Raw genomic sequence first — 24,971 nt, 5'->3', positions numbered from 1 at the left:
TAAATTATGCTTGAATTCGATCTAATTCTACAACTTTTACAACAGATGTGTGTTTATTTAGTTATTGCCTATTTACTAAGTAAAACCCCAATTGTTATTCCGCTCATGCAAGTCACAGTGCATTTACCGCATAAATTAGTTTGCTATTTTATCTTCTCACTGTTTTGTATTATGGGGAGCTATTTTGGACTTCACATTGAAGATACTATTGCAAATACCCGTGCTATCGGGGCGATCTTAGGTGGTCTTCTTGGTGGTCCTATGGTTGGTTTTTTAGTCGGTTTGACAGGGGGAATTCACCGCTATACATTGGGGGGAATAACGGCTGAAAGTTGTATGTTATCGACTATATTAATTGGGCTAATCAGTGGATTATTGCATTACGCGTTAATGAAAAAAGGTCGGGTTGATCTTATCTATAATCCTTTGTTAGTCGGCGTGCTGGGTTTATTGGTCGAATCGCTTGAAATGATTTTAGTATTATTAATTTCACGCCCTTTTGATACTGTTTTACATGCGGTAAAAAGTATTGCAGCGCCCATGATTATTGCCAATAGTATTGGTTCAGCGATGTTTATGCGAATTTTATTGGATCGACGAGCTATTTTCGAACGCTATACCTCGGCTTTTTCGGCAAAAGCATTACAAATTGCAGTGAGCACTGAAGGGCTGTTACGTGATGGTTTCAATCAAGAAAATAGTACAAAAGTGGCAGAAATTATTTATCAAGAGTTGGATATTGGTGCGGTTTCCATTACAGACAGAGAAAAAATCTTGGCTTTTATTGGAATTGGAGATGATCACCATTTACCGGGTACACTGATCACGTCAAATAGTACTTTAGAAGCTATTGAAAAAAATGAAGTACAATATCTGGATGGCGCACATTTACCGTATCAATGTTCAATTAATAAAAATTGCCGTCTTGGATCAACGCTGGTAATTCCACTGCGAGGTGAAAATAATACTGTTGTTGGTACGATCAAATTATATGAGGCAAAAAATACTTTATTTAGTTCAATCAATCGAACATTAGGGGAAGGGATAGCCAGTTTATTATCGGCACAAATATTAGCGGGTCAAAATGAGCATTACAAACAATTATTGTCTAAAACCGAAATTAAGTTATTACACGCTCAAGTTAATCCACATTTCTTATTTAATGCCTTAAATACGCTAGTCGCGGTTATTCGGCGTGATAAAGTGCAAGCATCTGAGCTGGTGCAAAATCTATCAACTTTTTTTCGAAAAAATCTAAAAAGAACGGACGAAATAGTTACGCTCAAAGATGAAATAGAGCATGTTAATTCTTATTTACAAATTGAAAAAATGCGTTTTATGGATCAACTCACGCTTGATATTCATATCCCAGCAGATTTAGAAAATGCTCGTCTTCCTGCATTTTCATTGCAACCAATCGTTGAAAATGCCATAAAACATGGTACTTCCCAATTGATTGGTGAAGGAAAAGTGAGTATAAATGCTTATACAAAAGATTTAACATTGTATTTAGAAGTCATCGATAATGCGGGTAATTATCGAGAAAATAAAAAAGATATGAAAGGATTAGGACTAAATTTAGTCGATAAAAGAATTCATATTCGTTATGGTGAAAGATATGGTTTAGCGATTTTCTGTCAACCTGACGAATATACGAAAGTGATATTATCACTACCATTGCAAGAGGATGTAATTAGTTAATGTTAAATGTTATTATTGTGGATGATGAACTCCCTGCACGTGAAAATTTACGTTGTTTGCTCGAAAAAGATCCCGATGTTGCTATTATTGCTGAGTGTCATAATGCAATGGAAGCAATCAGTAAAATACACCGCCTACAACCTGATGTGGTATTTTTAGATATACATATGCCCAAAATAAATGGGTTTGAAATGTTATCGATGCTTGATCCCCAGACGATGCCTAGCATTGTCTTTTTAACTGCATACAGTGAATTTGCCGTTAAAGCTTTTGAAGAACAAGCCTTTGATTATTTACTTAAACCGGTAGAACAAGACCGTCTCAATAAAACACTATGCCGTTTACACCAACATCAATTACCTAATAATGTAAAGCATTTAGATATGGTTAATCAAAATTTAGATTATATCCCTTGTGTTGGTCATAACCGTATATATTTATTAAATTTAGATGATGTTTTTTATATCGCTTCCAAAATAAGTGGTATCTATGTATTTAATCAAAACAATGATGAATATTTTACTGAGTTAACTTTAAAGACATTAGAAGATAAAACCCCTCTTATTCGATGTCACAGACAATACTTAGTTAATTTAAAAAAACTTAAAGAGATTCGCTTTAATGAATCAACGGGCGTAAGTATTATTTTAAATAACGATATTTCAGTCCCTGTTAGTCGTCGATATCTAAAATCACTCAAAGAAATGTTAGGATTATGATTTCAATTATCGATTTATGTAAATTTTATTAAACCGCTCATTGACTGATTTTAACCACTCATTGTTGCCATTCAACCTATGGCTTAAATAGCGATACCATTCTTATCAACAAAAATTTACTATAAGCTTGATATATAAGTCACAAAGGTATACTCAAAACCATAAAATAGGTAAGGAATAGTGGAAGATAGTAAAAAAATTGTTTTTTATTTATCCAAACACCAAGCCAAATAGCATTTTAATGGTGTTAAGTATCGTTTTTATAATCTTAAAACCCAAAAAGAGAATCATTATGAATAATAAAATATTAAAGCATATTCCTTGGGTCATTCTTGCTTTTGTTGGTGCATGCTGTCTAGCAGTTGTTGCATTACGGCGAGGTGAACACATCAGTGCATTATGGATTGTTGCTGCTGCTGTATCTGTATATTTAGTTGCTTATCGATATTATAGCCTTTATATCGCTAATAAGGTTATGCGATTAGATCCTACTCGAGCAACGCCTGCTGTCATTAATAACGACGGACTAAATTATGTTCCAACCAATAAATATGTTTTATTTGGTCACCATTTTGCTGCTATAGCTGGTGCAGGTCCACTAGTTGGTCCCGTTCTTGCTGCACAAGTTGGTTATTTGCCCGGTACACTTTGGCTACTTGCTGGTGTTGTTTTTGCTGGCGCCGTACAAGATTTTATGGTGCTTTTCCTTTCATCTCGCCGTAATGGTTCTTCACTGGGTGAAATGATTAAAAGCGAGATGGGGCCAATTCCAGGTGCTATCGCCTTATTTGGTTGCTTTTTGATTATGCTTATCATTTTAGCGGTTTTAGCGTTAATTGTTGTGAAAGCATTAGCAGAAAGTCCTTGGGGTGTTTTCACGGTGTGTTCAACCGTACCCATTGCGCTGTTTATGGGTATCTATATGCGATTTTTAAGACCCGGTCGAGTTCTTGAAATCTCAGTCATTGGTATCGTTTTACTTATATTATCCATTTGGTTTGGGGGCGTTATTGCTCACGATCCTTACTGGGGGCCAGCGTTAACATTTAAAGACACAACGATCACTTATGTGCTAGTCGGTTATGCCTTTATCTCTGCGATGTTACCTGTATGGTTAATATTGGCACCACGTGATTATTTAGCGACATTTCTGAAAATTGGCGTCATTGTTGGTTTAGCAATAGGAATAGTCATATTAAATCCTGATTTAAAAATGCCAGATGTAACACAATATGTTGATGGGACTGGCCCTGTTTGGAAGGGATCATTATTTCCATTCTTATTTATTACGATAGCTTGTGGTGCGGTTTCTGGATTCCATGCGCTTATTTCTTCTGGTACCACGCCTAAATTATTAGCTAACGAAAAAGACGCACGCTTTATCGGATATGGTGCAATGTTAATGGAGTCATTTGTCGCCATAATGGCGTTAGTAGCAGCTTCAATTATTGAGCCTGGTCTCTATTTTGCGATGAATACTCCGCCAGCAGGATTAGGGATTACAATGCCTGATTTGCATAAATTGGGGACTGATGATGCACCAATGATAATGGCGCAATTAAAAGATGTCACCGTTCATGCTGCTGCGACAGTGAGTTCATGGGGCTTTGTGATCTCTCCTGAACAAATCCTACAAACCGCCAAAGATATAGGTGAACCGTCCGTCTTGAATCGTGCAGGTGGTGCACCAACGCTAGCGGTAGGTATTGCTTATGTATTCAACCAAATATTACCAGGAGCGAATATGGGCTTTTGGTATCATTTCGGTATTTTGTTTGAAGCCCTATTTATTTTAACGGCGCTTGATGCAGGAACACGTTCAGGTCGATTTATGTTACAAGATTTATTAGGTAATTTTGTACCGTTCTTGAAAAAAACAGACTCACTTATCGCCGGCTTTATTGGTACGCTGGGGTGTGTAGGATTATGGGGATATCTCCTCTATCAAGGCGTTGTTGACCCATTAGGTGGTGTGAAGAGTTTATGGCCACTATTCGGTATATCTAATCAAATGTTAGCTGCTGTCGCGCTGATTTTAGCAACAGTCGTATTGATTAAAATGAAACGTGCGCAATACATTTGGGTCACGATCATTCCAGCAATTTGGTTGTTAATCTGTACAACATGGGCATTAGGTCTAAAATTATTCAGTGATAATCCTCAATTAGAAGGCTTCTTCTATTTAGCTAATGAATATAAACGTCAAATTGCTGAGGGTAGTAAAGAGTTAACTGCTCAACAAATTGATAATATGCATCATATTATTATCAACAATTATACCAACGCAGGATTAAGTATTTTATTCTTACTTGTGGTATACACGATTATCTTCTTTGGTATTAAAACCGCGCTTAAAGTTCGCAACAATAAACAAAGAACAGATAAAGAAACCGCTTATGTTCCTATACCAGAAGGTGGTGTTAAAACTTCTATGTCACATTAAGTGGTCTGGAGCGAGATGTCATAGTGATATTACCTCTCGATAGTAAACTCCAATTATTTTAGTTAAAGCTCAACAATGTGACATTGTTGGGCTTTTCTATGTTTGTCATGAAAAAAATGCTTCCAATATTATAAGGTTTGTTAAATTAAAAAAATTAGCGTTGTCGGCATAACTCTCTATATGTCATTACCAGTGTGATAGCATATCGCATCGATAAGTCAAAGGAAGGTGAACAATTTATCGTCACTGTTATGACAAATATTTGCGGTTTATTAACTAAAAAAATTAGCCAATAATGATTATTGGCTAATAGGATAAATGAATGTTAAGATTAATAGTATCGAATCAATGATACTGCTTTGTTACACAATAAAGATTGCATAAATTTTGGTGCATTTTGGGTATCATCTTTCCATATGTAAATCTTATTTTCTTTACAAATTTCAATCATCTTCTCAATGTCATTTTTCTGATATTTGTTTTTCAAATATGATATGAAAACATTTTAAATGATAGGTTCAACACTTAAAATTATTCCATCGACAGAAGTAACAATAACGGATTGACCTACTGGTAAATCTTGATTACATCTAGCTGACCATGTGCCATCTTTAATTTTAACTCGACCAGTACCATTAATAATTGCATCAGTGACAACGGTTTTAATACCAATTAAGTCTTGTTGAGGTTGATTAATTTGGTTTTTACTTGAACGATGTTTTCCTTTGTTTTTAAGCCAGACATACCAGAGATAAACAGAAACGACCGTAAAAATTGAGAATAAGAACCATAAAGTTGGCCAAGATAATGGAATTACCCAAGCTATTATTCCCACACAAATGGCTGAAATTCCACACCAAAGTGCATATCCACCTATACCCAATAATTCGGCAATCAGAAAAATAACGCCTAAGGCAATGAAAATCCATTGAGGAGAGTTATAAATAACTGTAAAAAAATCAGCCATTATTTTTTACCTTTCATTTTATAAAAATTAAAATAATGCCTCTGCTTTAGCACTGTGTAAATTCGCTAAATTAGAGGCATAATTATCGAAAAATTATTATGAATTAATTTTTGATTCTTTAATTAATTCTGCAATACCACCAATACTGCCGATTAAATTAGAGGCATCAAGTGGCATCATAATAACTTTACTGTTATCTGATGAACCGATTTGTTGTAATGCTTCGGTATATTTTTGGGCAACGAAGTAGTTAATCGCATTAATATTCCCGGCAGCAATTGCTTGGGATACCATTTGTGTCGCTTTTGCTTCAGCTTCAGCGGCACGTTCACGCGCTTCAGCTTGTAAGAATGCGGCTTCTCTTTCCCCTTCAGCTTTCAAAATTTCAGATTGTTTTTCACCTTCAGAACGTAAAATAGCCGCTTGACGCACCCCTTCTGCTTCAAGAATTTCAGCACGCTTATTACGTTCTGCTTTCATTTGAGCATTCATGGCTGCAATTAATTCAGCAGGTGGACGAACGTCACGAATTTCAATACGGGTAATTTTAATACCCCAAGGGCTAGTTGCATCATCGACAATACCCAATAATTTTGAGTTAATATGATCACGTTGTGATAACATTTCATCCAGTTCCATACTACCCAGTACAGTACGTATATTGGTCATCATTAAGTTAATCACAGCACGCTCTAATTGATTAACTTGATAAGCGGCTCTTGCTGCATCTTGTACTTGGATAAAACAAACCGCATCAATTTGCACATTCGCATTATCTTTTGAAATTACTTCTTGTGATGGAATATCAAGCACTTGTTCCATCATATTAATTTTTCGTCCCACACCATCCATAAATGGAATAATGATATTTAATCCGGGTTCAAGAGTATGGGTATATTTACCAAAGCGCTCTATAGTATATTGAAAACCTTGCGGAACAATAGTAATGGCTTTTAATACAGTAATTAAAGCAAGTATAACGATAACGCCAATAACGATGTAAAAAGTAGGCATAGACAACATTTCCTTAGTAATTAGAATTCGTGGCTATTTTAATGATAAATTTCTAATTTGACTAGTTATTATTAACTTATTTATATTAAAACGATTATCGATACTTTACTTAAATTTAATTGTTGACAACACACTAATGAACTAGTTTAATAGTACAAAATATATTAAACAGATAATGATGATGACATTACAGTACTTATACCTAGTTATTTATTCATTCATAGGCTTTGGTCGGTGGCACATTAGCTATTTCGGGTGATGTGATTATCTGTTTTTTTCATAAACCCGCTTAAAGCGGGTTTTTTAGTTGTGAATTAATGATAAAAAAATTTAATAAAAATTTGATAATAGTGAGTCGACAATGAATAAGCCAACTTTAACCCAGCTAACTAAAACTATTTGTTATCATCAAGATCCGACGTTAGTATTTAACCAATTATGTGAAAATCGTCCTGCAACGTTATTGCTCGAATCGGCTGAAATTGATAATAAGCAAGGTATTAAAAGTGTCATGATTGTTGATAGTGCATTACGTATCTCGGCAATAAACACGCAAGTGACTTTTGAAGCCTTGACCACTAATGGTGAAAAGTTGTTACCTTTATTGCACCATGCTTTTGACGAAAAGGTCATTAAAATATTCGATCATTCCCAAAAATTAACCTTGAGTTTTCCAACGATTGATAGCCTGCAAGATGAGGATTCTCGTTTAAAGTCGCTATCGATTTTCGATGCGTTAAGAACTTTACTTAAAATAGTAAATATCCCTGAACAAAGTAGCTCGGATGTCATATTTGTTGGTGGGTTATTTTGTTATGACTTGGTGGCAGGATTTGAAAACTTACCTATTTTACCAACAGAACAACGTTGCCAAGATTTTTGTTTCTATTTAGCGGAAACTCTATTAGAAATTAATCATCAAGATCATGTATCAATTTTGAAGGCTACCGCTTTTACGTCAGATCAGATTGAAATATCTCGCTTAACTCATCGTTTAGCTGAATTAGATGTGAGATTAAGCAAGCCGATGAAACCAATTCAAACTCAATCACTGGCAAGCATTGATGTTACGTGTAATAAAAGTGATGACGATTTCAACACGGTTGTAAAAAAAATGCAAGATGCTATCCAACAAGGCGAAATTTTTCAGGCAGTGCCTTCCAGACGTTTTACGTTACCTTGTCCAGCCCCATTATCGGCTTATCAAGTGCTAAAAAATAACAATCCAAGTCCATATATGTTTTATATGCAAGATCGTGATTTTGTCTTGTTTGGGGCATCACCTGAAAGCGCGCTTAAATATACTAAAGCGACAAATCAAGTTGAAATCTACCCGATTGCTGGTACTCGCCCTCGAGGATTAACGGCGAATGGTGAAATTGATTATGATTTAGACAGTCGATTAGAACTTGATATGCGTACCGATAAGAAAGAGTTAGCAGAACATTTAATGTTAGTTGACTTAGCCCGTAATGATTTAGCGCGTATATGTCAACCCGGTACTCGCTATACTAAAGAATTATTAAAAGTTGATCGTTACTCTTTTGTTATGCATTTGGTATCAAGAGTGGTGGGACAATTAAGACATGATTTGGATGCCTTACATGCTTATCAAGCAACAATGAATATGGGAACGTTAACGGGAGCGCCGAAAGTTCGAGCCATGCAATTAATTGCTGAATCGGAAAAAATTAAACGAGGTAGTTACGGTGGAGCGGTTGGATATTTTACCGCCAATGGCGATTTGGATACTTGCATAGTCATTCGTAGTGCCTACGTGGAAGCAGGAATTGCAACCGTTCAAGCAGGTGGGGGGGTAGTGTTAGATTCAGAACCACAATTTGAGTCTGATGAGTCACGTAATAAAGCTCGTGCCGTTGTTCGTGCGATTATGGCAGCACATCATGTAGAAGGTGTATTTTAATGGCTAATATTTTATTTATTGATAATGTTGATTCCTTTACTTATAACTTAGTCGATCAACTGCGTAATAGCAAACATTGTGTCACTGTTTATCGTAATACGATTCCAGCCGACGTCATTATTGAAAAATTATCTCAAATGCAAAATCCTATTTTAATGCTATCACCAGGTCCCGGTACGCCAAGCGAAGCAGGATGCATGCCAGAACTACTTAAGCGTCTGAAAGGAAAATTGCCAATAATTGGTATCTGTCTTGGTCATCAAGCAATTGTCGAGTCCTATGGGGGAAGTATTGTACCAGCAGGTGATATATTACATGGTAAAGCATCGCTTATTGAACACGATGAACAAGCTATGTTTAAAGGGTTACCCAACCCACTACCTGTTGCTCGATACCATTCATTAAAAGGCGAAAATATTCCAAATACACTCACCATTAATGCACTTTGTAATAATATTGTAATGGCGGTGCGCAATGATCATGATCGGGTTTATGGCTTTCAATTTCACCCCGAATCAATTTTAACGATTCAAGGTGTAAAATTGTTAGAACAAACGATTGAGTGGGCACTCAATCCACCACAATCAGAGTCACAATCGAAACCTGAGGCCATTATTGATAAACAAGAATACAACATTCAACCTATTATTAATAAATTGTATTTAGGACAAACATTAACCCAAAATGAGAGTAAAATTCTATTTAATCTTATTATTCAAGGCAAAATTGAACCAACCGTTTTAGCAACTGCGGTGATTAGCATGAAAGTAAGGGGTGAAAAACCTGATGAAATTGCTGGCGCTGCTCAAGCCTTGCTGGAAAATGCGGATAGTTTTGATATTCCCGATTATGACTTTACCGATATTGTGGGAACCGGTGGCGATGGCACCAATAGTATTAATATCTCCACAGCAAGCGCTTTTGTTGCAGCAGCATTAGGCTATAAAGTGGCTAAGCATGGTAATCGTGGTGTATCAAGTAAATCGGGATCGTCCGATGTATTATCCGCTTTAGGGATAAAGTTAAATATGCCTGCGGAAGCATCTCGTAAAGCATTAGATGAATTGGGGGTCTGTTTTTTATTTGCTCAACAATATCATTCAGGCTTTCGTCATGCTGCGCCCGTACGTCAGCAATTAAAAACAAGGACTATTTTCAATGTGCTTGGGCCGTTGATAAATCCGTCCAGACCAAAACGTATTTTATTAGGAGTTTATCATCCCGATTTAATCAAACCAATTGCTGAAACGCTAAAAATGCTCGGTTATACTCATGCTTATGTCGTTCATGGCTCTGGAATGGATGAAGTTGCTATTCATGGTGAAACCCAAGTGGCTGAAGTTCGAAATGGCGAAATTCGCTATTTTACTTTGATGCCACAAGATTTTGGGCTAAAACAGTATACCTTAAAAGACATTGAAGGCGGCACACCAGAAATGAATCGTGATATGTTAATTGCCATTTTACAAGGGCATGGTAAACCGGCGCATGAAGCAGCCATTGCTGCTAATGTCGCCATGTTAATGAGCCTGTTTGGTCAGTCAGATTTAAAACAAAATGCGCAGCAAGCAATTGATATGATGCATAGTGGCAAAGCCTATACGCTGTTACAACAATTAGCAGCAAGGTAAAATGGAGAGTAACATGGTTGTAAATACATTAACCGAAAATGTTGAAATGGCGACTGTTTTAAAACAGATCATTGATGATAAAAAGCAATGGCTAATCGAACAAAAAAAACAAAAACCACTAGACACATTTCAATCAGAAATTAAACCAAGTGATCGTGATTTTTATCAAGCCTTAAATCAGCCTAAAACGGTGTTTATTTTAGAGTGTAAAAAAGCGTCGCCTTCAAAAGGCTTAATTCGTAACGATTTTGATCCAGCGAGTATTGCTAAAGTCTATAAAGATTATGCTTCGGCTATTTCTGTACTGACTGATGAAAAATACTTTCAAGGTCGTTTTGAATTTTTGCCAATTGTTCGCAACGAAGTGACACAACCCGTTCTATGTAAAGATTTTATTATTGACGAATACCAAATCTATTTAGCGCGTTATTATCAAGCAGATGCTATTTTATTAATGCTATCTGTTGTTACCGATGATGAATATCGTCATTTAAGTCAGATTGCTCATCAACTTAATATGGGTGTACTAACTGAAGCGAGTACTGAAAAAGAAGTCGAACGAGCCATTGAACTTGGTGCTAAAGTCATCGGTATAAATAATCGTAATTTACGTGATTTAAGTGTCGATTTAAATCGGGTCAAGAATTTGTCTAAAACAATTCCGACGGATCGCATCATTATCAGTGAATCAGGTATATACACCCATAATCAGGTGAAAGAACTCAGTCAATTTGCTAATGGTTTTTTAATTGGAAGTGCATTAATGTCGGAATCTAACTTAGCGATAGCGATTCGAAAAGTTATGCTAGGTGAAAATAAAGTATGTGGTTTGACGCGAACAGAAGATGCTATTGCGGCTTATCAAGCTGGCGCTGTTTATGGTGGATTAATTTTTGTCCCCCAATCACCACGCTATATTTCACCCATTAAAGCGCGTTCGCTTATGTCAGTGGCTCCACTTAATTGGGTCGGTGTTTTTAAAAATGAAGACATCGAAAAAGTAAGTCAAATTGCAAAACAAATATCACTTTATGCCGTTCAATTGCATGGCGATGAAAACGAAGAGTATCTACAAACCTTACATCAACAGCTGCCTCAATCCTGTCAAATCTGGAAAGCGCTAAGTATTAGCGATGTCATCCCAGAACATCATCATCCGCTAATTAGTCGCTATATCTTTGATCATGGAGCAGGGGGAACAGGACAACGTTTTGATTGGTCATTACTAAATGGACTGGATTTAAATAATGTGATTTTAGCGGGTGGTATAAATCCACAAAATGTCAAATCTGCATTAGCCACTAAAGTTATTGGCGTTGATATTAATTCCGGTGTGGAAATGTCTGCTGGTATTAAAGATAAACAGAAAATTAAAGCCGTATTTGAACAAATTTAATTAATTTTAAAAAGGAATGGTTATGTCTAAATTAAATCCTTATTTTGGTGAATTTGGCGGGCAATATGTCCCTCAAATATTGATGCCTGTACTTGAACAACTTGAGGATGCTTTTATCTCTGCGATCAACGATCCCAGCTTCCAAAAAGAGTTTAACAATTTGTTAGTTAACTATGCAGGTCGACCTACAGCACTCACATTATGTAAAAATTTAACGGCGGGTACGAAAACCAAACTCTATTTAAAACGAGAAGATCTTGTGCATGGTGGGGCACACAAAACAAATCAAGTATTAGGGCAAGCTTTACTAGCCAAAAGAATGGGAAAAACGGAAATAATCGCCGAAACCGGTGCAGGGCAACATGGCGTTGCGTCGGCTTTAGCGTGCGCACTATTAGGTCTAAAATGCCGCATTTATATGGGGGCAAAAGATGTTAAGCGCCAAGCACCCAATGTTTTTAGAATGCGTTTAATGGGCGCAACAGTCATTCCTGTTGAAACAGGTTCTGCAACATTGAAAGATGCTTGTAACGAAGCATTACGAGACTGGTCAGGTAGTTATGAAAAAGCACATTATATGTTAGGCACAGCTGCCGGACCGCATCCGTTTCCGACCATTGTCCGAGAGTTTCAACAAATGATCAGCCGTGAAGCAAAACAGCAAATTTTAGAAAAAGAAGGTCGCTTGCCTGATGCTGTCATTGCTTGTGTTGGAGGGGGGTCAAACGCTATTGGAATGTTTGCCAATTTTATTGAAGATAAATCGGTCAGATTAATTGGTGTTGAACCGGGAGGTCATGGTATTGATAGTGGCGAGCATGGCGCATCATTAAAACATGGTAAACTAGGCATTTATTTTGGGATGAAATCGCCAATGATGCAAACCGATGAAGGACAAATTGAAGAATCTTACTCGATATCTGCGGGTTTGGATTTTCCGTCGGTAGGGCCTCAACATGCATATTTAGACAGTATTGGACGGGCTGATTATGTATCGATTACTGATGACGAAGCATTAGCGGCCTTTAAAGCTCTATCACGTAGTGAAGGCATAATCCCCGCATTAGAGTCATCGCATGCCTTAGCGTACGCTATTAAGATGATCAAAGAAAATCCAAACAAAGAACAGTTATTAATTGTCAATTTATCTGGTCGTGGGGATAAAGATATCTTTACTGTTTATGATATTTTAAAAGCAAAAGGAGAAGTTGAATGAGCCGCTATCAAAAACTATTTGATAAGTTAAAGCAAGAAAAACGAGGTGCATTTGTTCCTTTTGTTCCCGTTGGTGATCCCAATCCAAAGCTCTCATTACAAATAATTCAAACATTAATTGATGCGGGTGCTGATGCGTTGGAACTTGGTATTCCATTTTCAGATCCTATGGCGGATGGACCCACCATTCAAAACGCTAATATACGAGCATTTCAAGGTGGTATCACCGTTGATAAATGCTTTGAAATTTTAACCAAAATTCGACATGATAATACTCATATTCCTATTGGATTACTCATCTATGCTAACTTAGTGTTCAAAAATGGTATTGATAACTTCTATGCCAAGTGCGCTAAAGCAGGGATAGATTCAGTATTGATTGCAGATTTACCTGTTGAGTATGCGCAAGAGTTTATAGGCTCAGCTGAAAAAAATGGTATTGCCCCTATATTTATTTGTCCACCTAATGCCGATGATGAAGTGATTAAAAATATTGCTAAATATGGTAAAGGGTATACTTATTTGGTGTCTCGCGCTGGTGTTACAGGAACTGAAAATCGTGCCAATAAACCCCTTACCCATTTATTGAAAAAACTCATTGAATTTAATGCACCTCCTGCTATTCAAGGATTTGGTATATCTGATCCTAACCAAGTAAGTGAAGCAATTAAATCGGGAGCAGCGGGAGCAATTGCTGGTTCTGCGACAGTCAAAATTATTGAGCAACATTTGGATAACCCTCAAAAAATGTTGCATGAATTAGCTATTTTTGTCAATAAAATGAAAAATGCAACTATAAAATAGCCTCCAAAAATCGTTATTTAATATTAATCACAAAAACACGTTTTTCCGCTGAAAAATCAGCGGAAATCCTTATGATTTCATTAGAAAATATTATAATGTAATTTAATGTGAGTAATTAAAAAAATAAGACAAAATGACTATCTGAAATATTTCAATAACTTCAAGTAAAACTGTTAAAAAAGCGTGATTTTCAGTTGCATTTTTTTCAAAATATAGTATACTCATCAACCATCTATCGCGGGGTGGAGCAGCTTGGTAGCTCGTCGGGCTCATAACCCGAAGGTCGTTGGTTCAAATCCAGCCCCCGCAACCACTTAACTTTTCATCCATAACCATTTATCCTGTTATTATTGCATGAAAGTTCGAAACAAGTGGCTTCATTATAGTTAGTTTTAAATGTAAGCCTCGCATGTCGAGGTTTTTTTACGTTTTGATTTAAGCGTAAGTTTTTAAGGAATGTTGGGCTTCATGCCCTTTTTTATTTTCTGCAGTGGAGGTTTGTTTGGCTAATATAGAGCAACAATTGACCGATATCATTCAAGAGCCTGTTAATGCGCTTGGTTTTGAATTAGTCGGTATTGAATATATCCGTGGCCGTTACCCAGTGTTACGAGTTTATATTGATAGTGAAGAGGGTATTTCTGTTGATGATTGTGCTGATGTTAGCCGACAAATTAGTGCGGTACTTGATGTCGAAGATCCTATCAAAGATGCCTACAATCTTGAAGTCTCATCGCCAGGTATGGACAGACCATTATTCACGCTTGAGCATTATAAACGTTTTATTGGTGAAGAAATTACGATGAGTTTACGTATCCCTGTTGCTAATCGTCGTAAATGGAAAGGACATATTAAATCCATTGATAATGAGATGATTACATTAACAGTTGATAATAATGATGAGGTATTTGCTTTTAGTAATATACAAAAAGCAAACATTGTACCTAATTTTAACCTTAAATAGAGTACGGGTGTAAAGGATGAATAAAGAAATTTTAGCTGTTGTTGAAGCGGTATCAAATGAAAAAGCACTTACGCGAGATAAAATTTTTGAGGCGTTAGAAACCGCATTAGCGACGGCAACCAAAAAGAAACATACAGTTGATATTGATGTTGTCGTTAAGATTGATCACAAAACGGGTGATTATGACACATTCCGTCGTTGGCTTGTTGTGAACGAAGTTACTCAACCGACGAAAGAAATGACTTTAGAAGCTGCGCAATACGAAGATCCTTCAGTAAAAATTGGTGATTACGTTCAAGAGCAGATAGAATCGGTTGCCTTCGACCGTATTACTACGCAAACAGCCAAACAAGTGATTGTGCAAAAAGTTCGTGAAGCTGAACGTGCGATGGTTATCGACATGTTTAGAAATCGAATTGGAGATATCGTAACAGGTATTGTTAAAAAGACTAATCGTGATAGCGTTATCCTTGACTTAGGAAATAATGCTGATGCGATGATGTCCCGCCATGATATGTTACCACGTGAAAACTTTCGTATAGGCGATAGGGTTCGCGGGATCTTATATTTAGTTGAACAAGATAATAAACCGGCACAACTTTGTATCAGTCGTTCAAATCCACAAATGATGGAAGAGTTATTCCGCATTGAAGTACCAGAAATTGGTGAAGAAATGATTGATATTAAAGGTGTTGCTCGTGATCCAGGCTCACGCGCTAAAATCGCAGTAAGCAGTAATGATCGTCGTATCGATCCTGTTGGTGCTTGTGTTGGGATGCGTGGTGCGCGTGTTCAGGCTGTATCCAATGAATTTGGTGGTGAGCGTATTGATATCGTTTTATGGGATGACAATCCGGCACAATTTGTAATTAATGCTATGGCGCCTGCCGATGTAGTTTCTATTGTTGTTGATGAAGATAAACATACAATGGATGTTGCTGTCAATGCCGACACTTTACCACAGGCAATTGGTCGTAACGGTCAAAATATTCGTTTAGCTTCGCAGCTGACCGGCTGGACATTAAATGTCATGAGTACCGAAGATTTGCAAGAAAAGCATCATGCAGAATCATTTGCAGCAATTAATAATCTGATTAAACATCTGGACATTGATGAAGAGTTAGCAAAACTTTTAGTAGAAGAAGGATTTACTTCACTGGAAGAACTTGCTTACGTTCCTGTTGATGAATTGCTTGAAATTGAAGAACTTGATGAAGAACTCGTTGAAGCATTAAGAAATAGAGCCAAAGATGCATTAACTACAATAGCATTAGCTAATAGTGGTGATAAACGACCTGCGCAAGATTTATTAGATTTGCCAGGTATGACACAAGAATTAGCCTATCAATTAGCCCAACATGATGTAATCACCTTGGAAGACTTAGCTGAACAAGGTACAGATGATCTAGTCGGGATTGAAGGTTTAACAAGTAATCAAGCTGGCGACTTTATTATGGCTGCTCGTAATATTTGTTGGTTTGCAAATGAATAATTGAGGGATAGTAATACATGACCAAAGTATCAATCGAAACACTGGCTCAAGAGATAAATACTCCAGTGCAAACACTTTTGCAACAGTTTGCTGATGCAGGTATTAAAAAAACTGCAACAGATACTGTTACACAAAAGGAAAAAGAAGCTTTGCTTGCGCATCTAAATCCTCAGCAAGGCCCAACAAAATTAACGTTACAACGTAAAACACATTCTACCTTGAATGTATCGAGTGGCGGTGGCAAAAGCAAAGAAATTAAAATAGAAGTACGCAAAAAACGTACAATTGTTAAGCAAGATCCTGCTGAACTTGAAAAAGCACGACTTGAAGCTGAACGCAAAGCCAAACAGGAAGCTGAATTAAAAGCACGTAAAGAAGCTGAAGCGCAAGCACAATTAGCTGCTCAAGAAGCCAAAAAACGTGAAGAGGCCGAAGCTGAAAAACGTGCACAAGAAGCAAAAGCGAAAGAAGCTGAAAAAGCAGCAGAACAATCAGTGACACCTAAGGTAAAAAAAGCACAAGAAGAAAAAGCGCGTCTTGAAGCCGAAGCTAACGAAATTAAACGTAAAGCTGAAGAAGAAAATCGTCGCAAACTAGAAGCCGAAGCTAAACGCATGGCTGAAGAAGCGCGAAAATTAGCAGAACAATATAGTGATGCTGATGATAATGACAATGACAACAATGGTGATGAAGAAGATTATCATGTTACTACGTCTAAATTTGCACGCGCAGCAGAAGACGATACAGACCGTGAAGTTGAAAGCGCACGTGGTCGAGGTCGTAATGCAAAACAGACCAAACAGAAAAAAGGCAGCAAATTATCTGAAGGTAAAGCAGAACGTGAAGAAGCACGTGCTGTTACTCGTGGTAATAATAAAAAGAAAGGTAAAAGTACCTTACAACAAAGTTTTAATAAACCTGTACAAGCGGTTAACCGAGATGTAGTTATCGGTGAAACGATTACCGTTGCTGAACTCGCTAACAAAATGGCAGTAAAAGGTTCAGAAGTTATCAAAACGATGATGAAAATGGGGGCAATGGCAACCATTAATCAGGTTATCGATCAGGAAACAGCTCAGCTAGTTGCTGAAGAAATGGGACACAAAGTCGTTCTTCGTCGTGAAAACGAACTAGAAGAATCTTTAATGAGTGATCGTGATACGGGTGCGGAAAAAGTGTCACGGGCTCCGGTTGTGACCATTATGGGACATGTAGACCATGGTAAAACTTCATTGCTTGACTATATTCGTAAAGCAAAAGTTGCCTCAGGTGAAGCAGGTGGTATTACTCAGCATATCGGTGCTTATCATGTTAAAACAGCAAATGGTGAGATCACTTTCTTAGATACACCGGGACATGCGGCATTTACTTCAATGCGTGCTCGTGGTGCAAGAGCAACTGATATTGTTGTTCTTGTCGTGGCAGCTGATGATGGCGTCATGCCTCAAACTATCGAAGCAATCCAACATGCTAAAGCTGCAAATGTACCTATGGTTGTTGCCGTAAACAAAATCGATAAACCCGAAGCCGATCCAGAACGTGTAAAAGGTGAACTTGCACAATATGGTGTCATGTCAGAAGATTGGGGTGGAGACACACAATTTGTTCATGTATCAGCTAAAGCAGGAACAGGTATAGATCAACTGCTTGAAGCCATTTTGTTACAAGCGGAAGTACTTGAACTCACAGCTTACGAAACCGGTATGGCTAGTGGTGTGGTTATTGAATCATTCCTTGATAAAGGTCGTGGTTCTGTTGCTACAGTACTTGTTCAATCAGGAACATTACGTAAAGGCGATATCGTTCTATGTGGGTTTGAATATGGTCGTATTCGTGCAATGCGCAACGAATTAGGTAAAGAAGTGACTGAAGCAGGTCCATCAATTCCTGTTGAGATTTTAGGTCTATCGGGCGTACCTTCTGCTGGTGATGAAGCAACAGTTGTACGTGATGAAAAGAAAGCACGTGAAGTGGCATTATATCGTCAAGGAAAATTCCGTGACGTTAAACTTGCTCGACAACAAAAAGCGAAACTCGAAAACATGTTTACTAACATGACTGAAGGTGATGTATCTGAACTTAATATCGTGCTAAAAGCCGACGTTCAAGGTTCGGTTGAAGCGATTTCTGACTCACTACTTAAACTCTCAACCGATGAAGTTAAAGTTAAAATTATTGGTTCGGGTGTTGGTGGAATTACCGAAACGGACGCATCGCTTGCAGCAGCATCGAATGCCATAATTTTAGGCTTTAACGTACGTGCCGATGCTTCAGCTCGTAAAGTGATTGAAACAGAAAATTTAGACCTTCGCTACTATTCAGTTATTTATGATCTGATTGATGAAGTGAAACAAGCCATGAGTGGTATGCTAGCTCCAGAGTACAAACAAGAAATTATTGGTCTTGCCGAAGTCCGTGATGTGTTTAAATCACCTAAATTTGGTGCAATCGCTGGTTGTATGGTTACTGAAGGTGTGGTTAAACGTCATAATCCAATCCGTGTTTTACGTGATAACGTGGTTATTTATGAAGGCGAACTTGAATCACTACGTCGCTTTAAAGATGACGTTAATGAAGTTCGTAACGGAATGGAATGTGGTATTGGTGTACGTAACTATAATGATGTTCGTGTTGGGGATTCAATCGAAGTCTTTGAAACTATCGAAATCAAGCGTACAATTTAATAACGATGACATTACCATGTTATAAGCAAGGTTTATGCCTTGCTTATTCATATTTTAAGGAAAATAGATATGGCAAAAGCATTTAATCGCTCTTCTCGTGTTGGACATGAATTGCAAAAAGAGATTGCAATCATACTACAACGCGAAATCAAAGATCCACGTCTAGGCATGGTTACTGTTTCGGGTGTTGATATCTCACGCGACCTTTCCTACGCGAAAGTATTTGTAACTTTTTTAAATGATGATGATCCGCAAGTTATTGAACAAGGTCTAACCGTACTCAATGATGCGAAAGGATATATTCGAACTTTAATAGGCAAAGCAATGCGTTTACGTATTATTCCTGAAATCAAATTCTTTTATGATGAATCATTGGTTAAAGGTATGCAAATGTCTAGTTTAGTCTCTGATGTTATCAAACAGGATAACGAACGTCATAAAGATTAACATAAAAAATGCCATGATTTTGAACTAAATCTAGTTGGTTTTATTTTTTAAGATAAAGAAATTAACAATGAATATTAAAAAAATTCGCCGTGAACTTCACGGCGTTTTGTTATTAGACAAGCCGCAAGGCATGACCTCGAATGATGCTTTGCAAAAAGTCAAAAGACTCTTTAACGCTAAAAAAGCAGGGCATACAGGTGCGCTCGACCCTTTAGCGACAGGCATGTTACCCATCTGTTTTGGTGAAGCGACCAAATTTTCTCAATATTTGTTAGATTCTGATAAACGATATCAAGTTATTGCTAAACTAGGTGAACGAACAGATACGTCAGATGCAGACGGTCAAATCATCTGTTCTAAACCTGTCAATATTACTCAATCACAAATTGATGAAGCGTTAACGCATTTTCGTGGGGATATTTTACAAGTGCCAACCATGTTTTCGGCATTAAAGCACCAAGGTAAACCACTTTATGAATATGCTCGGCAAGGCATTGTCATTGAACGAGAAGCAAGACCCATTACTGTTTACGAAAATCAATTTATCCAATTTGATGCCAATACTCATGAATTAACTTTAGAAATACATTGCTCTAAGGGAACGTATATTCGAACGATTATTGATGATTTAGGAGAATTACTGGGTTGTGGTGCACATGTCATTTATTTAAGACGTCTGCAAGTTTCTAATTATCCTATTCAACAAATGGTAACTTTAGATGCACTACACAATTTAGCTGATAAAGATGCTTTATTAATGCCAGTAGATAGCCCAATGAATGCGTACCCAAAGGTCACACTCACTGAACAACAAGGTAAGCATATTTTATTAGGTCGAACGATAGAAATAGATACGGTCATTAACGATGAGATAACTTCACCTCAAGAAACGTTAGTCAGGATTTATCAAGATCAAACATTTATCGGGGCGGGCATTCAGATAAAAAATAAACTCTCACCAAAACGATTGATATCATCATAGTCATAAAACAGAATCCAACAGAAATAAACGTTCTGCCACTATTAATAGTAGCGACGATGTTTAATTATAGACTAGTTAATAAATAGGGATTCTGTTTCAACAAGGTGGTATTGCAATGTTGATGCAGTTTTTTGTTTGAGTATGTCACAAAGTAAACGGGCTGATTTTCTTCCCATTTTAGCTAAAGGTTTATAAATTCGGCTAAGCTGGTCTAATTCATTATATTGACGATCTTTTGAATGATTAATATAAGTAATAGCGATAGGGGTCGTTAGCTGATCCTTGCTTTGATTCACTTGATGCAATATTCCCAGTACCGCAGCAAAAGGGGGGTGAGAATTTTTTCGATCATAATATTGTTCATCCAAATAATTTAAATGAATATTATCCGAGCAAATAATCGCAGTGGGTGGTTTGTTACTTTCAATTAATTTTTTGATAGCCGAACGCCCTTGCTCATAACTAAAGCAATGATGAATTAGGTAATTAGGATCAAACTTAATGTTAGACCTCAGAAGGGCTTGCTGATAACCTTGTAAAAAAAGAGTTGAACTCTTTTTATGACTGTCATTGATGATAACTGCAATTTTTTTATGTATTTGATGCACTAAATATTGAGTAATATTATAGGCTATGGTCAAGTGATCGAAATAAACGCAATTAAAATCAAGCGAAAAATGGTTAACTAAAATAATAGGTGGTAAGGTGGATTTGTAGTTTTTGAGGATATCTAAATAGGGAGCATCATTAATGATCACGATACCATCAAAAATGTTTTGGGTTGCATATCGAATTAAATGATGAATATCATTTGGGCTGGAATAGGCGAAGCGTAAATAAAAAAATTGGTATCCCGCTTCTTTTAAACCACTTTCTAAACCAATATTGATTAAACTTTGCGAGAATAATTGATTATCAATAATTAAAATTTTTTGCGTTTCACACTCTACATGATAGGGTTTAGTATTAAAGGGTGTATCAATCCCCAACTCCTCAATTGCTTTATAAACACGTGATTGTGTTAATGCAGAAGTTAAATTGGGCGTGTTTAATACTCTTGACACGGACGCAATTGATAAATTTGCCTTTTGGGCAATCACAGCTAAAGTAACTTTATTCATAAAATAGGATTTTAACGTGTAACATGGTGCATCACTTTAATCATAATTTTATAATGTGTAACGGATAAAAAATGAATTTGTCGATCTTGCTTCCAAAATTAATAGCTCTTTTTTTTCAGCTATCCTCACAAATATAATGTTATAATCTTTGATAAATTTTATTGATTGGGTTTATATATGTCAGCATGGAATATTGCCATTGTTGGTGCGACAGGACAAGTAGGTTCTGCGCTCATTGAGTTACTACAAGAGTATACTCAAAAAAATCATAGTATTGAAATTGATAATCTCTACCTAGTCGGCAGTGATAACAGTGCTGGCGAGATTATTCGATTTGCAGGTAAAAATTTAACGGTTATTGATAGTGCTCAAATGGACTTTAGTCAATGCCATTTTGCTTTTTTTGTCGCGGGTGCGAAAACCAGTGAAAAATATGCTCAACAAGCAGCACAAGCAGGATGCATTGTGATTGATGCAAGTGGCTACTTTGCTGATCAAGATCATATTCCACTGATTGTGCCACAAGTGAACAATCATGTTTTGGCTGAATACCGTAACGAAAACATTATTGCGGTAGCCAGTGCCCCCGTTTCTCAATTACTTCGCTGTGTTGCACCTTTAACGGATATCGAGTTACTCACTAATTTGCATGTAACAAGTTTCATTCCCTCTTCAATGTATGGCAAACCAGGCGTTGAAGAACTGGCTGGTCAAAGTGCTCGATTATTAAATGGAATGCCTGTTGATAATGACTTATTCGACAAACAGCTTGCTTTCAATCTGTTGCCTATTTCACATGAATCTGATAATTCATCATACGGTGAAAAATCACTGATAAATCAGATTCGTAAAGTTATCAATAATTATCAGCTGCCAATATCGATTGAATCTGTTATTGTTCCGGTATTTTATGGACTTGCTCAAGCGGTAAATGTTTCTAGCAGTTTACCGATTGAATTAGATATGGCACGTTTTAGCGAATATAGTGTTGAATTACAAGGGGATACGCTTTCAACTCCTGTTACTGAAGTTAATGCCGAATCAGAATCTAATTTGACGATTAAATTATCCAATTTAAGGCATAGTTTTGGTCATTATGAACAAATCCAATTTTGGTCGGTTGCTGATAATATTCGCTATTTAGGTGGAATAATGCTCATCCAGACGCTTGAGATGCTGATTAATGACTACCTCTAAAATTGCACTGGGTATTGAATATGATGGCAGTGGATATTTTGGTTGGCAACGCCAACAATCCGTTGATTCAGTCCAAGAAAGATTAGAGTCTGCTTTATCGGTTATCGCCGATGAGCCTATTACGGTTTTTTGTGCAGGTCGAACGGATGCGGGGGTCCATGCAACAGGACAAGTTATTCACTTTGAAACAAAAGCACAACGATCTCATAGTGCTTGGACAATGGGGGTCAATTCCCACTTACCATCAAATATTGCGGTGCGGTGGTCTCAACCTGTTGCGGAAAGTTTTCATGCAAGATTCAGCGCAACTGCTCGACGTTATCGTTATGTGATTTATAATCACCGTTACCGTCCAGCAATTTTATCAAAAGGGGTTACGCATTACTATTTACCCCTTAATGAAAAGCTCATGCATGAAGCTGCACAATATCTGTTAGGAGAAAACGACTTTTCATCATTTAGAGCCGCACAATGTCAGTCGTTAACGCCTTGGCGAAACATTCATCAAATTAGTGTAACCAGACAGGGTGACTATGTGATTGTGGATATAAAAGCGAATGCATTCGTACATCATATGGTAAGGAATATCGTCGGCAGTTTGCTAGAAGTTGGCGCTGAAAATCAAAAGCCGCAATGGATTGATGATTTATTGAAAGCTAAAGATAGAACACGGGCGGCAGCAACAGCAAAACCGGAAGGTTTGTATTTAGTTCAGGTGGATTATCCACTAGAATATCAAATACCTAATCTTGCATTAGGCCCCTTATTTTTGAGCTAGCTAAATGATAAGCTTAAATATGAATTAAATTAAAAAAGATGAATCTAATGAATACTGATGAAATCATTACCAATAAAGACGGTAATAATCAAAATGCGAAAAACGCAAAACTACATAGCTTAAAATTGCCTCCCCATTCCATAGAGGCAGAGCAAGCTGTTCTCGGTAGTTTAATGCTGGATAATCAGCGTTGGGATGTCGTTGCTGAAATGATAACCGAACGGGATTTTTATTCACGTCATCATCAACTTATCTTCGCTGAAATGCATATTTTAGTGGGTAAAGGAACACCAATAGATTTAATTACGCTTTCAGAAAGTTTAGAAAGTAAGGATTTGCTTGCTGACGTGGGGGGATTTGCTTATTTAGCTGAATTATCAAAAAACACCCCGAGCGCCATCAATGTTGTGGCATATAGTGATATTATTCGGCAACAAGCTATATTGCGTGAACTTATCAGCGCATCAAATGAGATTGCAGATAACTGTTATGCGACAGAAGGGCGAGACAGTAGTGAAATATTGGATTTAGCTGAAAGTAAAATCTTTCAAATTGCTGAAAGCCGTACCAAGCAAGGAGAGGGGCCAAAAAGCATAACTGAAGTGCTGGAAGCGACGGTTGCTAAAATCGAAGAACTTTTCCAACGCCCACATGATGGTGTCACTGGTGTTTCTACAGGTTTTCTTGATTTAGACAAAAAGACAGCTGGCTTGCAACGTTCAGATTTAATCATTATTGCCGCACGTCCTTCTATGGGAAAAACAACTTTCGCCATGAATTTGTGTGAAAATGCAGCAATGATGCAAGAAAAACCGGTATTAATATTCAGTTTAGAAATGCCTTCAGAACAAATTATGATGCGTATGCTCGCTTCACTTTCTCGAGTAGACCAAACACGTATTCGTACTGGTCAATTACAAGATGATGATTGGGCTCGTATTTCAAGTACCATGGGTATTTTGCTTGAAAAGAAAAATATTTACATCGATGACTCTTCCGGATTAACGCCAATGGAATTACGTTCACGTGCCAGACGTATTTATCGGGAACATAAAGGGTTAAGTATGATCATGGTCGATTATCTACAGCTGATGCGTGTACCGAATATGTCTGAAAATCGAACGTTGGAAATTGCTGAAATATCACGATCATTAAAAGCATTAGCAAAAGAATTACAAATTCCGGTTGTTGCACTATCACAGTTAAATCGTAGTCTTGAACAACGGGCAGATAAAAGACCAGTGAATTCGGATTTACGTGAATCCGGATCGATTGAACAAGATGCCGATGTAATCATGTTTATTTATCGTGATGAAGTGTATAACGAAGCATCTGAACACAAAGGAATTGCCGAAATTATTTTAGGTAAACAGCGTAATGGTCCAATAGGTAAAGTAAGATTAAAATTCCAAGGTCAATTTTCACGCTTTGATAATTATGCTGATTCCAGCAAATATATGGATGATGAATAGTTAAAAAATTCCAAAGCGAA

19 protein-coding genes and 1 tRNA gene are annotated in these 24,971 nt (G+C 37.1%); 17 read left to right on the top strand and 3 right to left on the bottom strand.

Features of this window, described 5'->3' with window-relative positions; all coding sequences use genetic code 11:
- The first annotated feature begins 6 nt into the window (after positions 1–6).
- The 3 genes from J3U36_RS00505 (at position 7) to J3U36_RS00495 (ending at position 4,863) form a co-directional block, all read left to right on the top strand.
- Positions 7–1,701: a sensor histidine kinase gene (locus tag J3U36_RS00505; RefSeq protein ID WP_267379257.1), complete on the top strand. Its 1,695-nt coding sequence runs from the start codon at positions 7–9 to the stop codon at positions 1,699–1,701.
- Positions 1,701–2,420 (top strand): two-component system response regulator BtsR, encoded by a 720-nt coding sequence (gene btsR, locus J3U36_RS00500; RefSeq protein WP_267361044.1) that lies wholly within the window; start codon positions 1,701–1,703, stop codon positions 2,418–2,420. The genes J3U36_RS00505 and btsR overlap by 1 nt, the downstream gene beginning before the upstream one ends.
- Positions 2,421–2,712: 292 nt before the next feature.
- Entirely contained in the window at positions 2,713–4,863 is a 2,151-nt protein-coding gene (locus tag J3U36_RS00495) for a carbon starvation CstA family protein (protein WP_411589998.1), read from the top strand.
- Positions 4,864–5,368: 505 nt separating this feature from the next.
- Here the strand turns inward: J3U36_RS00495 and J3U36_RS00490 are convergent.
- Together J3U36_RS00490 and J3U36_RS00485 are read right to left on the bottom strand one after the other, a co-directional pair.
- Positions 5,369–5,830 (bottom strand): NfeD family protein, encoded by a 462-nt coding sequence (locus tag J3U36_RS00490; protein ID WP_267379260.1) that lies wholly within the window; start codon positions 5,828–5,830, stop codon positions 5,369–5,371.
- 96 nt (positions 5,831–5,926) lie between these two features.
- Positions 5,927–6,844 (bottom strand): SPFH domain-containing protein, encoded by a 918-nt coding sequence (locus tag J3U36_RS00485; protein ID WP_267379263.1) that lies wholly within the window; start codon positions 6,842–6,844, stop codon positions 5,927–5,929.
- Between the two features lie 361 nt (positions 6,845–7,205).
- Here J3U36_RS00485 and J3U36_RS00480 point away from each other — a divergent pair, with 361 nt between their 5' ends.
- The 11 genes from J3U36_RS00480 to truB all read left to right on the top strand — a co-directional run bounded on the left by J3U36_RS00480 (position 7,206) and on the right by truB (position 20,383).
- Positions 7,206–8,768: an anthranilate synthase component 1 gene (locus tag J3U36_RS00480; protein ID WP_267379266.1), complete on the top strand. Its 1,563-nt coding sequence runs from the start codon at positions 7,206–7,208 to the stop codon at positions 8,766–8,768.
- Complete coding sequence (trpD, locus tag J3U36_RS00475) at positions 8,768–10,399, top strand: bifunctional anthranilate synthase glutamate amidotransferase component TrpG/anthranilate phosphoribosyltransferase TrpD (protein ID WP_267379267.1); 1,632 nt, start codon at positions 8,768–8,770, stop codon at positions 10,397–10,399. The genes J3U36_RS00480 and trpD overlap by 1 nt, the downstream gene beginning before the upstream one ends.
- A gap of 13 nt (positions 10,400–10,412) precedes the next feature.
- Positions 10,413–11,795, top strand: coding sequence for a bifunctional indole-3-glycerol-phosphate synthase TrpC/phosphoribosylanthranilate isomerase TrpF (trpCF, locus tag J3U36_RS00470; RefSeq protein WP_324101110.1), 1,383 nt, complete (start codon positions 10,413–10,415; stop codon positions 11,793–11,795).
- A 22-nt stretch (positions 11,796–11,817) separates the two neighbouring features.
- Positions 11,818–13,011 (top strand): tryptophan synthase subunit beta, encoded by a 1,194-nt coding sequence (gene trpB / locus J3U36_RS00465; RefSeq protein ID WP_267379270.1) that lies wholly within the window; start codon positions 11,818–11,820, stop codon positions 13,009–13,011.
- Positions 13,008–13,814, top strand: coding sequence for a tryptophan synthase subunit alpha (gene trpA, locus J3U36_RS00460; protein ID WP_267350520.1), 807 nt, complete (start codon positions 13,008–13,010; stop codon positions 13,812–13,814). The genes trpB and trpA overlap by 4 nt, the downstream gene beginning before the upstream one ends.
- Positions 13,815–14,050: 236 nt before the next feature.
- Positions 14,051–14,127, top strand: a tRNA-Met gene (locus tag J3U36_RS00455).
- Positions 14,128–14,316: 189 nt separating this feature from the next.
- Entirely contained in the window at positions 14,317–14,778 is a 462-nt protein-coding gene (gene rimP, locus J3U36_RS00450; RefSeq protein WP_065559534.1) for a ribosome maturation factor RimP, read from the top strand.
- 16 nt (positions 14,779–14,794) lie between these two features.
- Entirely contained in the window at positions 14,795–16,270 is a 1,476-nt protein-coding gene (nusA, locus tag J3U36_RS00445) for a transcription termination factor NusA (RefSeq protein ID WP_065559533.1), read from the top strand.
- 17 nt (positions 16,271–16,287) lie between these two features.
- A complete protein-coding gene (gene infB / locus J3U36_RS00440) occupies positions 16,288–18,954 on the top strand; it encodes a translation initiation factor IF-2 (protein ID WP_267350519.1) in 2,667 nt (888 codons plus the stop codon).
- 69 nt (positions 18,955–19,023) lie between these two features.
- On the top strand, positions 19,024–19,401 hold the full coding sequence (rbfA, locus tag J3U36_RS00435; protein ID WP_065559531.1) for a 30S ribosome-binding factor RbfA: 378 nt from the start codon (positions 19,024–19,026) through the stop codon (positions 19,399–19,401).
- A 67-nt stretch (positions 19,402–19,468) separates the two neighbouring features.
- Complete coding sequence (gene truB / locus J3U36_RS00430; RefSeq protein ID WP_267379273.1) at positions 19,469–20,383, top strand: tRNA pseudouridine(55) synthase TruB; 915 nt, start codon at positions 19,469–19,471, stop codon at positions 20,381–20,383.
- A 71-nt stretch (positions 20,384–20,454) separates the two neighbouring features.
- On the opposite strand, the gene J3U36_RS00425 is transcribed toward truB, so the two are convergent.
- Entirely contained in the window at positions 20,455–21,504 is a 1,050-nt protein-coding gene (locus J3U36_RS00425) for a LacI family DNA-binding transcriptional regulator (RefSeq protein WP_267379276.1), read from the bottom strand.
- Positions 21,505–21,681: 177 nt separating this feature from the next.
- On the opposite strand from J3U36_RS00425, the gene J3U36_RS00420 reads away from it, so the two are divergent.
- The 3 genes from J3U36_RS00420 to dnaB all read left to right on the top strand — a co-directional run bounded on the left by J3U36_RS00420 (position 21,682) and on the right by dnaB (position 24,951).
- A complete protein-coding gene (locus J3U36_RS00420; RefSeq protein WP_267379279.1) occupies positions 21,682–22,701 on the top strand; it encodes an aspartate-semialdehyde dehydrogenase in 1,020 nt (339 codons plus the stop codon).
- Positions 22,688–23,479, top strand: a complete 792-nt coding sequence (gene truA / locus J3U36_RS00415; protein WP_267350512.1) for a tRNA pseudouridine(38-40) synthase TruA — start codon at positions 22,688–22,690, stop codon at positions 23,477–23,479. Before J3U36_RS00420 ends, truA begins: the two co-directional genes overlap by 14 nt.
- Positions 23,480–23,541: 62 nt before the next feature.
- Positions 23,542–24,951, top strand: coding sequence for a replicative DNA helicase (gene dnaB, locus J3U36_RS00410; RefSeq protein WP_411597208.1), 1,410 nt, complete (start codon positions 23,542–23,544; stop codon positions 24,949–24,951).
- Positions 24,952–24,971: the final 20 nt, after the last annotated feature.

The organism is Gilliamella sp. B3817 (assembly GCF_026536705.1).
Lineage (GTDB): Bacteria > Pseudomonadota > Gammaproteobacteria > Enterobacterales > Orbaceae > Gilliamella > Gilliamella apicola_I.
Note: the sequence above shows the minus strand (reverse complement) of the source record. Positions and strands in the feature narration are given on the sequence as shown.